This is a genomic window from Desulfobacter sp., assembly GCF_050177295.1.
The window spans coordinates 1-12,366 of record NZ_JBFXHE010000095.1 but is presented as its reverse complement, the minus strand read 5'-3'; the positions used below and the strand labels follow the sequence as shown (position 1 = coordinate 12,366).

Genomic DNA, 12,366 nt, shown 5'->3' with positions numbered 1-12,366 from the left:
AGTTCATATTTCCACTGTATATGGTGAAATCATTTTCCTTAAAATCACTGTAAACTTTGTAAAAAAATTAGACTTCAAACATGATACTGTTTCCCCGAACGGGACTTTGGATGCAAACAGTGCACTTTTTTCTTTGGGTATTGCCGCAAGCTACAGAAACCTGGCTAAACATGGAAAACCCTGGCAATCCGGAAGGGACTGGTGGCCCACCCCGATCACCAAGGTTTTTTTCTTGGCAGTCGTGCCTGAAAGTTGATAAGTCAGGTCAACATCATGGATGTTGCAACAAAAATCAAGCTCTAAGTTTTATCCTACATACCTGAGCCGATCTGATGGTCACGCAGCCCACATCTCCGCCGTCTCCCTGGCAAAGCTTGCAAATGAACGGGGCGCATGGCCGATCAAATCTGTTAAGCGCCCAAGATCTGACGCTGTGGCGTTCATCCCGCGTTTCTGGAAAAAGGTGTACATCAGCCTGAAGTCAAATACCATCCATGCCGGAAGGTATTTTAGAGTCTGCTGTTCCCATATATCAAGATTGTTGCCGGCATAGACAATGGGTTTGCCCAACACCCGGCACCATTCGTCAGCTGTGCTCCGGCCTGTACACACATCCGGTCCGGCAACCGTGTACGTCTGCCCTTCATGCCCACTGGTGGTCAAAGCAACGGCCGCCGCATCTGCGATATCACGCACATCCACCCGGGAAATACCGATATCACCGATGGGCTGGGGGTAGACGCCGGATAACGTCATGGAATCCCTATATAGATAATCGTTCTGGAAAAAATTATTCGGCCTGAGAATCGTGTAGGGAATACCGGAAGACTTGACAGCCTGTTCAATGCTCAATTTGGACCCAAGATGGGGAATATGAACCGCCTGCTCCAGGTCCTGCACGGACAGATACACGATCCGCTTTACACCGGATTGAATCATTCCGTTTACCGCCATGAGACCTTCATGGGTTTCCGTTGTGCTGACCACATTGAGAAGAAAGACGCTGTCCATTCCATTAAAAACAGAACGTACTGTAAAAGGATCAAGCAGATTGCCCGTGAGACCCTGGACTCCTTTGGGCAATTTTTCAGCCTTATCTTCACTTCGGGTCAAAACCCATACTTTTGCTTCCCGCCGGACAAGTGCCTCTACAACGTGGGAACCAACCATGCCCGTACCGCCAATAACTAAAACTTTCATATTGAACCTCCTTTTTCAGGTGTTTTGACAATCTGAGCTTTTTTCGGCCATTCATGTTTTATTGCGATTAGCCTTCTAAGTTGATTGCCAGAAATGTGCCAAAAAATATGGCGAAAAAAAATCTTTAATTACGTGTCGTTGCAAACCAAGTGTTTTGTTTTCACCGTATTTGGAATTTCTTTTCACTAAATACGGTGAAAAACTTTATCTGTTCTTTTGATTTTGACCAGGGATCAGCCTGAATCCTGCCGCCATGATGATCAGTAGGATGCCCACCCATAAAAAACTGCTGCCGGCTCCCACTTTTTTTACCAAGGGCTCAAGCACCATGGGCGATACGAACTGGCCTAGCAGAAAGAATGTAGTCAGACCACCGATGAATTTACCCCTGACGGATTCCGGTACAATGGAAACAAGCCACACGTTGACGTTGGGCATCAGAAGCCCGAATCCGCACCCGTCAATAACAAGTGCCAGATGGATCATCCAGTATCCGGTTGAAAGTGCCAGGGTGATGCAGCCGGCCCCCATTAATAACCAGACGAGAATGAAGATCTGAACATGAGAAAGCTTTAGCTTCACTTTTTTGAACTGCATGGATGAGATGGCATTGGTCATGGACAGAACCCCGATGGCAATGCCGATCTGGGTGCTGCTGAAGTGCCAGGCGGTTTTCATATAAAAGGGAAACTGCACCGGGACCATGTAGTAGACCAGCATTCCGAAAAATGCCAGAAAATAGATGCCGAACACCTTTTGCATTGAAACACTCTTTTTTGCGGAATCGAAATCAGGTTTTACAGCAGCGTTCTTTTCCCTGAACGGCTCATACAGAAAGGTGATGACACCCGGCAACACCGCAAAGGCAAACAGGTAGATCAGAAAAGGGTACCGCCATCCTGAATCGGTCAGGATACCTGCAGTAGAGACAAAGATCATGCCACCGAATCCGGTGAATGCCGATTGAAGTCCCATCACCTGATTGAGTTTGGTTCCGGTGAAATAATCCCCGATCAGGGTGGTGAACCCGCTCATAATCCCAGCCACGGCCACACCTAAAAGAGCACGGCCTGCAATGATCCAGTACAAAGAATCCAAGAAAAATCCGGAACTTCCGGCAATCCCGTAAAGGGCAACCGTGATGATAAGCACAGGCTTTCTACCGTACCGGTCCATGAGAATGCCCATGAAAGGCGCACTGATCGCAATAAACAGGGCATGCACGGACAGCAGCATTTTGACAAGAAGCGCGGCATAGGGCGTTGCCTGAAAATGGGTTGCCATCTGGGGCAGTGCCGGTGCAATAGTGGCCCCGGCTATGACCGTCATGGTGCTGCCTAAAAGAATGGTTGCTTCCAGTAAGAATGAATTCGTTTTTCTTCTTGTTAAATGCATTTGTACTTTCCTAAAAGTTACTGTTACATGACGTTTTTTTAAAAAAGCCAGGAGATAGTACCGATGAATATGTCAATGCCGTCATTGGGCTCTTTTAATGATGCATTGGAATAGTGCATATATCTAAAGTTCAGATCAAAATTGTTAAACCTGAATCCGCCACCCAGGCGATCCTCTAACAGCAGATTGGAAGAAAGGTTTCTCCCGTCAATATAATAGTCGTTTATACACGCTACACCGAGCCCCCCTTCTATAGTAGGGAATACAGCCCTTGATGCCGGTATTAAATAGATATTGGAACACCGGAGAGAAAGCACCGCCATCTATCTGATCGTCTCCCCCTTCCCAGCGGTTATATGAAAGTTCAAAATACCCGTTAATGTATCCAAGGCGACTTTTGAGCCATTCAACATTCCATGTTTTAATCAGCCCCATCTTGTATATTTCAATATTTTCCTCAGCCTGACCGTATCCCAGGGAAACTCCAAACCCTGAATCCTGGGCCATGGCCGGTCCACATACGAGCAAAAGAAAGCTGACTATTATTATGTTTTTTTTCATTTTTCTTGTTCTTGGAATTAAAAGAGTTGCCCAGACTTTTTAAGTGTTCAAGCCTTAAAAAGCCTGGGACACTTCTGTTAAGCCGGTTATTTGTCCGGGTGTATGATCACAAGCCGGGTTGGTGTTTCCCTGGCGTCTATGACGTGTTCGACACCGGCCGGCAGATGGATGAAGCTTGATGCACCATAGCGTTCCGGCGCCTGTTTATCGCTTCGTGTCAAAATAATTTCCCCCTGGGCCACAAATATGAACTCTTCAAAAGTATGGGCCTCCCTGGGTGAAATATCTTCTGCTGTGCCAAAAACAACTTCAACTTCAAACTCATCATACAGTCCTTTGTACAAACGGGTGATTTCAGGCATTTTTTCCTCCATGTTGTAGTTTTATATATTACTTTCAGGTTTCATTGTGGGCTGAGCCTGGGTGTCAATGGTCGGCTGGGCGGACATCCCCACCCTTAATTGCCCCATGGCTGACTGGCCGGGGTCAATGCTGATGCGCACCGGCAGCCGCTGAACCACTTTGGTAAAATTTCCCGTCGCGTTCTGGGGCGCAACAGGTGCAAAAGCAGCCCCGCTTGCCGGCGGCAGGCTTGAAACCCTGCCGGACAAAACCGTGCCGGGCAGGGCATCCACAAGGACCGATACCGGCTGTCCGGGGCGGACCCGGGCAAGCTGGGTTTCCCGGTAGTTAGCTTCGATATACACCTTATCCAGGGGAACGATGGCCAATAAGGGAGCACCAACGGTGACAAAGGCCCCCTTACGCACGGAACGGCGGGCCACAGTGCCTTCAATGGGGGCAAAAATTTTTGTATAGGATAACTTGAGCTCTGCTGCGGCCTGGGCAGCCTTTGCCCTGTCCAGAACGCTTTGAGCCTTTTTAAGGTCTGCGTTCAGTATGGAGGTCTGCAGTCTGGCAGCTTCCACTCCGGCCTTATCCCGATCAAGGGCGGCCAGGTGCACCTGCAGCTGGGTGTCTGCATTCTGTGCGGCCTGGCGGGTACCGGAACCGTCGGCAGACAGGTTGCGGTACCGTTGGACATTGGCCCTGGCCAGGTCGATGGAGGTTTTGTCCGCCTTAACGGCTGCCCTGGCCTGTAAAATAATCGCTGTCTGGCGTAAAATGGCGGCGTTCAGGCTCTCCACGGCAGCAGCGGCCGCCGCAGTATCTGCACGGGCACTGTCCAAGGCTACGCGAAAGTCCCGGTCATCGATTTGGGCCAGCAGCTGTCCCACCTTCACCTTTTGGTTGTCATCGACCAGAACTTCGGCAACTTCACCGTTTACCCGGGGAGCGACCAGGGTAAAGTCCGCCCGGACATAGGCATCATCGGTGTACTGCTTTTCGGCATCCGACTGGTGACGGTTGAAAAGGTAAATGCCCGAGCCGATAACGGCCAGGATAATGAGGCCGAGGATGAGCTTCACTGTTTTTGGAAAAGACATATTTTTGTTTATCCTTTATTTGAAGTATTAATGGGTGCCGGAAGGTTCCGGTCCGGAGCCGGTATATAGTCCAGATACAGGACAAAGGGGATCAGCAGCAAAGCCAGTACCGCCAGCATCAGATAGGTATCTGCGTTGGCCAGCACAAAGGCCTGGTAGCGGGTGCTTGCCGTCAATGCAGCAAGCTTGTCCACCGGCAGCGGAATGCTGCCGGCCATCTGCCCCACACGGTCAACCAGCATTTCGGAATGAAAATGCTCGCGAAGAACAAATGCCCGTTCCACCACCGTGCTGCCGAAGATAACGCCAAAGGCCCTCAGGGTATTGATGGTGCCCGAAACAAATGGGCCTTCCAGGGGTTTTACAACGCTGGTGGTCAAAAACAGCAGGGAAACAACGGCCATGGCCTGACCCACGGACTGCAGCAGCTGGGGAAGCATGAGCTGGTCGACGATCCAGCTGAAGGTGATCCGGGTACACAGCAGGCAGGCAACGGCTATCAGTCCGATTCCTGCGGCCATGACAATCCGTGCGTCCGCCCATTTCTGGTAAAGCAGCAGGGCCACGGCCAAGGAGAGAACCGGCTGGGGCAGGCCCACCAGAAGCCCGATGGGTGCGTTCTGCAGACTCCGAAATCCCCAAATACCTGTGAGATGCATGGCCGGCAGCATGGAACCGGACGACATGACCATCAGCAGAAAAACAAATACAGAGAATCCCACGCCCAGGTTCCGTTTTTCCAAAAGAAGCTGGGGCCTTATAAAGGGAAGCGGATGGTACCATTGGCAGATCAGGAAGGCCAGGGTCATGGAAATACCGCCGCCCATAAGCCAGCAAATCAGATCCGAGTGCCACCAGTCCAGTCGTTCTCCCTGCTCAAGCCCCACGGCAATCATTGCCAGCCCGATTGCCCCGAATACCATGCCTGCCCAGTCGGTCTGGCGCAGCCGCCCGGGCTGTGGCTGTGTTTTGGGAATTCCCCAGAAAACCAGGGCCATGGACAGGAGCCCCATGGGCAGGTTCTGCCAATAGACCAGCCGCCAGTCGCAGATGATATCCAGCCATTTGCCGGCCATCCAGAATCCCAGGTTCGGGGAAAAGGTGGCTGTCAGGGCATACAGTGACATGCCGTACAACCGGATGGGCAGGGGAAAATAACGCAGGGCCGAAAGCATAAGAATGGGGATGAGCATTCCGCCGGACACCCCTTGAAGGCTGCGCAGCACCAGCAGGGCGGGAAAGTTTGTGATCCAGGGGATAACAAGGGAGATCAGGATAAAGAGCCCGGTCATCAGCATGTGGAAACGGCGTAGGGAGAGGACTGTGGACAGCCAGATCGAAAAGGGCATTGCGATCAGCTCACCGGTCACGTATACCGTATTCAGCCAGGACCCCTCGTCATGCCCCAGGCCCAGCACGCCCCGGATATCGGTCAGGGCCAGTCCGCCGACACGGTCGGCAAGGCCGGCCATCATGGCCGAGATCACGATGCCTACAAAACCTATGAGTAGACGGAATGTAAATGGTACCGGAACCGGAGCTCCGGGCGGTGGGGATGCGTTTGCTCCCGGTGATTTGCTGGTCATGACTGTTTGCCCCCTGTGTTAATCGCTGATTCATGGGTTTTGACAGCCCATCCGCCGCCCAGGGCCTTGTACAGGTTAACCATGTTGATGGAGATGCGGCTTGTGTTGTCCGCAAGTTCCATCTGCCCGGCCAGCAGCAGCCTCTGGGAGGTCAGCACCGACAGGTAGTCGGCAGCACCCTGTTCATAACGCCGAAGACAGACGTTGTAGGCACGGCGGTACTCTTCAACCGCCCGGGTCAGTGCCTGGGTACGTTCCTGCACTTTTGCATACGCACTCAAAGCATCATCCACTTCGTGCCAGGCCCGCAGCACGGTGAGATGAAAATTGATGGCCGCCTCCTTTTGCCTGGCCTGGGTCAGGGCAAGCCGGCTTTTCAACCGTCCGCCCTGGAAAATGGGCAGATAGAGCTTCGGCCCCATGGTAAAGGTACGGGACGCCCAGTCACCCACCACATCAAAATCCAGGGATTCCAGGCCGAATCCCCCCACCAGGTTGATGCGTGGATAAAAATCAGCCTTTGCTGCACCAATGGAGGCCACAGCTTCATGCAGCCGTGCCTCGGCCTGGAGAATGTCGGGACGGCGCCGGGCCAATTCCGAGGGAAGCCCCATGGGAACCTGTTCAGGTACAGGCGGAATACGTTCCATGGGCAGCAGTATAGCATTCAATGCTTTGGGGGCTTCTCCCAGCAGGAGAGCAAGCCCGTTCATCAATGCATCCCGCTGCTCTTCAAGGCGGGGGATAAGTGCCGCCACCGACGACAGCTGGGCACTGGACGCGGCAGATTCAAACTGGGTGGCAACCCCGTTTTTCACCCGGCTCTCTGCAAGCTTCAAAGCATGCGCGGCAATGTCCAAATTTTCCCGGGTGATATCCAGCTGGGTCTGGGCAAGGCGAAGTTGGATATATACCCTTGCCACCTCGGCAGCCACTGCCACCTTGACCCACTCTTTTTGAAAAAAATCGGCCTGCATAGCAGCACCGGCAGCCTCCCGGGCACGCCGGGTATGGCCCCACAGATCAATTTCCCAGGCGGCATCAAAGCCTGCTGTATAATAGTTGTAGGGTGCATCATCCACGCCGAGCAGGCCGTACAGACCGTTGGCGCTCACGGCTTCCCGGGCATAAGCACCGCCCACACCGACCATGGGCAGCCCTGCCGCCCCCACAATACCAATCTGGGCACGGCTTTGTTCAACGCGCGCTGCAGCCATCCGGTAATCCAGATTTCCCTTTTGGGCACGAATCTGCAGTTCATTTAAAATATTATCGTTGAACAGCCGCCACCATAGGATTTCAAGTTCCTGGGGGACCACGCAGCTTTTGTGGCTGCCGGCTTCTGTGCTTTCCAAAAGACCTGCCGGGGGAACTACCTGGGGCGGTTTAAAATCAGGCCCCACTGCAGCACAGCCGTTCAACAGAACAAGCCCCGCAAGTAAAGGGAGAATACGGTTAACATTCATAGGAACTCCTTTTTAAAACTGAGCCCCCAGGAGCCGGCATGCTTCACACCCTTGTTTTATGAACGTTTCAGCCTTGTGTGGGAGGGCATCCACGCCCTCTATGACCACAGACTCAAATGATTCAACACCCATGAAATTCATCACGGATTTCAGGTAGGGCACGGAGTGGTCTTCTTCCCTGCCGTAATGAAAGCCGCCGCTGGAATGAATATCCAGACATTTTTTACCGGTACCCCTCAAAAGTCCCACAGGGCCTTTTTCCGTATACACAAATGTTTTGCCGACTACGCAGATCGAGTCGATGTAGATTTTCATTTCCGCCGGAAAGTTTAAATTCCACATGGGGGTAACAAATACATACTTGTCGGCAGCAGCAAACTGATCTGCTGTCCTGTTGATGTTCATAATTTTTTTTTGTTCATCCCGGGAAAGAGCGGCAAAGTCATTTCCCTGCTGCAGTTTCTGCCATCCACCCAGAACATCCGTATCAATTCTCTGGATGGGGTCTCTGTAGAGATCAATCACGTCAACCCGGTCATTGGGGTTGTGTTCCTGGTAAGTATCAAGGAATACCTTTGCAGCGGTCAGGCTGCGTGAGGCTTCAACGGGTTTCAGGTTGCATGTGATGTATAGTAAGTTGGCCATGACGTCCTCCTGTTAAAATCGTGCCCGTTTCGAAAACTGCCGTTTCCGGCCAGGCACAAGTTATGTTTCTGTTTTCCGCAACATTGCCAGAAATGTGCCAGGTGGTTTTCTATTTAATTCATGCACGTTATGAGAGTAGTCCAACCATAAAATTGCGAGATAACGCATTATTCATTGCGATATTTTACAAACAATTGTATATTTTGTGAAATATCGCAAAAAGGCATTTTATAATGGTTGATTCAGAAAAATTTTTCCGGGAAATAACCCTTCGCATATGCTCCAGTCTGGATATCAAGATGGCGCTTATCCGGTGCCACGACTATTTACGGCAGCATTTTCATATAGAAGAACTGTTCCTGGATATTCACGATCCCCAGTTAAGCGCTATAAGAAGAATTGCCCATGTTGCGGCTTCCGGACAGATGGCAGATGAGATAGTCCCCCTCCCCAAAGCAATCTGGGAGCGTGTAAAAAAAATGTCCGAACCGGTTATTATGGCGCCATTAACCCTGCATCCCCTCGCCCGGGAAATAGCGCCCCTGGTAAAACGGGAACAGAAAACCGACCTTGTGGCCCCTTTAAGCATTGCAGGTAAAAAAATCGGTGTGCTGATCCTTCGGGCGGAACAGTTTGAAAAAAGACATGTGGAACTGATTAAAACAGTGACCGAACCCTTTGCCCTGTCCTTGTCCAACGCCCTTGCCCATGAAGAGCTTCTCCATCTGCGCGACACCCTGCTCGACGACAAATCCTTTTTTCAAAGGCAGCTTTCCCAAGGGCTGGAAGAGGAGGTCATCGGCAGGGACAGCGGGTTGCGCAATGTCATGGCCATGGTTCGCCAGGTCGCCTCGTTGAACAGCACAGTGCTTTTGCTCGGGGAAACAGGCGTGGGAAAGGAGGTGATTGCCAATGCCATCCACAGCGCATCCCCCCGGAAAGACGCTCCCTTTGTCAAGGTCAACTGCGGAGCGATTCCGGAGGCGTTAATCGACAGTGAACTGTTCGGTCATGAAAAAGGGGCCTTTACCGGTGCCAACTCAAGCAAGCGGGGCCGGTTTGAGCGAGCCGACTCCGGAACTATTTTCTTGGACGAGATCGGGGAACTGCCGCCGGCAGCCCAGGTCCGCTTGCTTCGCGTTCTCCAGAACAAGGAGCTGGAACGGGTGGGCGGTTCCAGGAGCATTGCCCTGGATATCCGGGTGATCGCCGCCACCCACAGAAATCTTGAACATATGATTGAACAAAACCTGTTCAGGGAAGATTTATGGTTCCGGGTGAATATGTTCCCTATATTCATCCCTCCGTTGCGGCAGCGGCGGGAAGACATCCCTGCCTTGACGCGCTGGTTCGTGCGTCTGAAAAGCAGGGAATTCGGGCTTGCAAAACCGCCGGCCATTGCCCCGGGGGCCTTGGATAGACTAACAAAATATAACTGGCCTGGCAATGTCCGGGAACTTCAGAATGTGGTTGAACGCGAGATCATCCTGTTTGATGGAGAAAGACTGGAATTCAGGTCGTTATTGCCGAGGATGGAGAATATGAAATCCCAAGCGAATCACAACAAACCGGGACTTCCCGACCCCGTTCTTCTTGATGAAGCCATGGCGCTTCACATCGGAAAAGTTCTGGCTTTCACAGGGGGCAAAATTCACGGTTCAGGGGGAGCGGCTCAGTTTTTAGGCATAAATCCCAGTACGCTTAGAAGCAGAATGCATAAACTTGGTATACAAAAATTTCCAATATGAGATAAAAAATGGCTTTCCAGATGACAATAGACGATATGGCCTATGTCCTGCAGGCGACAACACAGATATGCAGCAGCCTTGATATACAGGTTATACTGACCCGGTGCCTGGATTTTTTTAAAACCAGGATGCCTTTGGACAGAATAGCCATGAATATCTATGACCCGGGAACCCGGAGCATATTGAATATTGCAGCCGCTGAACAAAAAGACTTTATCATTTCCCAGGACCGGGTAGTCCTCCCTCCGGAGGCCGGTGATATGATCGAAAAGGACACCGGCAAAAGTGTTTATGTTTTCAATCGCCCGGAGGAAAATTTTTTGGCAAGGTTCATGTGGAAGGCCATGGGTGGTGTAAAGATGTCCGCCATGATCCTAAGACTCACAATAGAGGAAGAAAAATTAGGGGTTGTGGCGTTCCAGGCCAGGGGAAATAACCAGTATACAAAAGAACACGCAAGATTGATTCAACTGATCCATGACCCCTTTGCCATGGCAATGTCCAATACGCTGAAGCACCAGGAGATTCTCCGGCTCAAGGACCTGCTTATGGATGACAACCAGTACCTGAACCGTCAGTTGCACCACATTGCAGGAGACCAGATTGTGGGCAGTGAATATGGGTTAAAGGATGTTATGGAGATGGTAAAACAAATCGCCCCGCAAAAAAGTCAAGTACTGCTTTTAGGCGAGACCGGGACAGGTAAGGAGGTGATCGCCAATGCCATACATTTCTGGTCTCCCAGGGCAGCCAATCCCTTTATCAAAGTAAATTGCGGAGCCATACCGGAAAACCTCATTGACAGTGATTTGTTCGGCCATGAAAAAGGGGCCTTTACCGGCGCACTGACCCAAAAAAGAGGGCGGTTTGAACGGGCGAATTCCGGTACTCTATTTTTAGATGAGATCGGCGAGCTTCCCCTGGAGGTCCAGGCACGATTGCTTCGGGTGCTTGAACACAAAGAGATTGAGCGAGTGGGAGGAACCTGCCCCATCCCCGTGGATATCCGGGTGATCGCCGCCACCCACAGGGATTTGCCGGAGCTTGTCAGAACGGGAAGATTCAGAGAGGACTTATGGTACCGGCTCAATGTCTTTCCCATCTCAATCCCTCCTCTACGGGAACGCAGAACCGATATACCGGCGCTTGCACTCTATTTTATTGAAAAAAAGAAAAGAGAGATGAACTTTCCAGGAGAGCCTATTCTTGCCCCGGGTGCCATAGAAAAATTGAAACGCCACAACTGGCCCGGAAATGTCAGAGAGCTGCAAAACCTTGTGGAGAGAACCCTTATCAAAAACATGGGGTGCTTACCAGTAAACCCCTTGAACTTTGAAGACCTTAAACCGGATGTTCCCGATTCCCTTCCCCACCAGGATGCCGAAACTATAACAGGCCCGCTTCTGCTGGATCAGGTCCTGGCAGACCATATTCAAAAAGTACTCAAAATGACCAACGGAAAGATTCAAGGAAAACACAGCGCTTCAGAACTTTTAGGCCTGCACCCCAACACCCTGAGAAACAAAATGGACAAGCTTGAAATTCCATATGGTCGCAAAGTTGAACTAAATTGCGAAGGCTTATTAAGACGACGCCCCCAGAAAAAAATATAACCAGTTATCAATAATATTAAAATCGAATAATTCCGGCCAGATAACGACTAAATCTGGCCAAAAATTTTTGATAAAATTAGGTTCTGTTGACATTTTAACGTAACCATATCAAAGCGGCAGCAAAGCGAACAAAATACATATAATTTTTTGCCCATTTTTCAAACCGTGAGAAAATCCGACGGAATTGTTTCAGCTTGCCAATAAAGCACTCGATAAGATTCCGTTCTTTATAGCGTTCCCCCCGGCCTGCCGTGACCAAACCTAAAAGTAACGGTAGCCACCAGCGACGATTTCATGTTAAGAAAAGCCCACGGTGGTGCGAAGTAGGCCGATTCATCAATGGTGTCTTCTGTTATCATACAGGAACCCGTTTGATAGCGTGGCCCCGAATGTCGTGATCCGATCATTGGTGAGGGCTGTATATCCCAAATTGAATACAGACCCATCCCGTTTAGTGCCTTACTCCTCAGTTTCTGTCAAAAAAAACAAGAAAATCATACGGCCATTTTTAACAAATTCTCAATGGATGAGGCTAATATTACGTTCAAAACTTTGATTAGCCGTGTGCCTTTTAGCGTTTGCTGAGATTCAAATAGTGTAACGCTTTTCACTGAGTGTTGATTGAAACACCCGGGTGATTTTCTATTTGATTTCAATAAATTATAGAAATTTAGCCATGATGACTAATTATCAAAATAATGTAA

Annotated in this window: 12 protein-coding genes; 3 read left to right on the top strand and 9 right to left on the bottom strand. The window is 50.5% G+C overall.

Annotation, left to right across the window (positions count from 1 at the left end; all coding sequences use genetic code 11):
- Positions 1 to 256: hypothetical protein (locus AB7U36_RS09175; RefSeq protein ID WP_428159483.1), on the top strand; the 256-nt coding region annotated here is incomplete at its 5' end.
- A gap of 80 nt (positions 257 to 336) precedes the next feature.
- Here the strand turns inward: AB7U36_RS09175 and AB7U36_RS09170 are convergent.
- The 9 genes from AB7U36_RS09170 to AB7U36_RS09130 form a co-directional block, all read right to left on the bottom strand.
- A complete protein-coding gene (locus tag AB7U36_RS09170) occupies positions 337 to 1,200 on the bottom strand; it encodes an SDR family oxidoreductase (RefSeq protein WP_428159482.1) in 864 nt (287 codons plus the stop codon).
- Between the two features lie 204 nt (positions 1,201 to 1,404).
- Positions 1,405 to 2,595, bottom strand: coding sequence for an MFS transporter (locus AB7U36_RS09165; protein ID WP_428159481.1), 1,191 nt, complete (start codon positions 2,593 to 2,595; stop codon positions 1,405 to 1,407).
- A gap of 38 nt (positions 2,596 to 2,633) precedes the next feature.
- Positions 2,634 to 2,918 carry an acyloxyacyl hydrolase gene (locus AB7U36_RS09160; protein ID WP_428159480.1) on the bottom strand — a complete coding sequence of 95 codons (285 nt, stop codon included), beginning with the start codon at positions 2,916 to 2,918 and terminating at the stop codon, positions 2,634 to 2,636.
- Positions 2,803 to 3,156: a hypothetical protein gene (locus AB7U36_RS09155; RefSeq protein WP_428159484.1), complete on the bottom strand. Its 354-nt coding sequence runs from the start codon at positions 3,154 to 3,156 to the stop codon at positions 2,803 to 2,805. The genes AB7U36_RS09160 and AB7U36_RS09155 overlap by 116 nt, the downstream gene beginning before the upstream one ends.
- Positions 3,157 to 3,242: 86 nt before the next feature.
- Complete coding sequence (locus tag AB7U36_RS09150) at positions 3,243 to 3,518, bottom strand: cupin domain-containing protein (protein ID WP_428159479.1); 276 nt, start codon at positions 3,516 to 3,518, stop codon at positions 3,243 to 3,245.
- Positions 3,519 to 3,539: 21 nt separating this feature from the next.
- Entirely contained in the window at positions 3,540 to 4,604 is a 1,065-nt protein-coding gene (locus tag AB7U36_RS09145; protein WP_428159478.1) for an HlyD family secretion protein, read from the bottom strand.
- Between the two features lie 8 nt (positions 4,605 to 4,612).
- Positions 4,613 to 6,190, bottom strand: a complete 1,578-nt coding sequence (locus tag AB7U36_RS09140; protein WP_428159477.1) for an MFS transporter — start codon at positions 6,188 to 6,190, stop codon at positions 4,613 to 4,615.
- Entirely contained in the window at positions 6,187 to 7,656 is a 1,470-nt protein-coding gene (locus AB7U36_RS09135; protein ID WP_428159476.1) for an efflux transporter outer membrane subunit, read from the bottom strand. Before AB7U36_RS09135 ends, AB7U36_RS09140 begins: the two co-directional genes overlap by 4 nt.
- A gap of 12 nt (positions 7,657 to 7,668) precedes the next feature.
- Positions 7,669 to 8,301, bottom strand: coding sequence for an FMN-dependent NADH-azoreductase (locus AB7U36_RS09130; RefSeq protein ID WP_428159475.1), 633 nt, complete (start codon positions 8,299 to 8,301; stop codon positions 7,669 to 7,671).
- Between the two features lie 233 nt (positions 8,302 to 8,534).
- Between AB7U36_RS09130 and AB7U36_RS09125 the strand changes: the two genes are divergently transcribed.
- Together AB7U36_RS09125 and AB7U36_RS09120 are read left to right on the top strand one after the other, a co-directional pair.
- Positions 8,535 to 10,049: a sigma-54 interaction domain-containing protein gene (locus AB7U36_RS09125; RefSeq protein WP_428159474.1), complete on the top strand. Its 1,515-nt coding sequence runs from the start codon at positions 8,535 to 8,537 to the stop codon at positions 10,047 to 10,049.
- 8 nt (positions 10,050 to 10,057) lie between these two features.
- Positions 10,058 to 11,662, top strand: a complete 1,605-nt coding sequence (locus AB7U36_RS09120; RefSeq protein WP_428159473.1) for a sigma-54-dependent Fis family transcriptional regulator — start codon at positions 10,058 to 10,060, stop codon at positions 11,660 to 11,662.
- Positions 11,663 to 12,366: the final 704 nt, after the last annotated feature.

Bases quoted from the DNA above. Each gene is read 5' to 3' on its own strand.
- AB7U36_RS09125 (WP_428159474.1), top strand. From the start codon at position 8,535: ATGGTTGATTCAGAAAAATTTTTCCGGGAAATAACCCTTCGCATATGC.
- AB7U36_RS09140 (WP_428159477.1), bottom strand. From the start codon at position 6,190: ATGACCAGCAAATCACCGGGAGCAAACGCATCCCCACCGCCCGGAGCT.
- AB7U36_RS09120 (WP_428159473.1), top strand. From the start codon at position 10,058: ATGGCTTTCCAGATGACAATAGACGATATGGCCTATGTCCTGCAGGCG.
- AB7U36_RS09150 (WP_428159479.1), bottom strand. From the start codon at position 3,518: ATGCCTGAAATCACCCGTTTGTACAAAGGACTGTATGATGAGTTTGAA.
- AB7U36_RS09165 (WP_428159481.1), bottom strand. From the start codon at position 2,595: ATGCATTTAACAAGAAGAAAAACGAATTCATTCTTACTGGAAGCAACC.
- AB7U36_RS09130 (WP_428159475.1), bottom strand. From the start codon at position 8,301: ATGGCCAACTTACTATACATCACATGCAACCTGAAACCCGTTGAAGCC.
- AB7U36_RS09145 (WP_428159478.1), bottom strand. From the start codon at position 4,604: ATGTCTTTTCCAAAAACAGTGAAGCTCATCCTCGGCCTCATTATCCTG.
- AB7U36_RS09160 (WP_428159480.1), bottom strand. From the start codon at position 2,918: ATGGCGGTGCTTTCTCTCCGGTGTTCCAATATCTATTTAATACCGGCA.
- AB7U36_RS09135 (WP_428159476.1), bottom strand. From the start codon at position 7,656: ATGAATGTTAACCGTATTCTCCCTTTACTTGCGGGGCTTGTTCTGTTG.
- AB7U36_RS09170 (WP_428159482.1), bottom strand. From the start codon at position 1,200: ATGAAAGTTTTAGTTATTGGCGGTACGGGCATGGTTGGTTCCCACGTT.
- AB7U36_RS09155 (WP_428159484.1), bottom strand. From the start codon at position 3,156: ATGAAAAAAAACATAATAATAGTCAGCTTTCTTTTGCTCGTATGTGGA.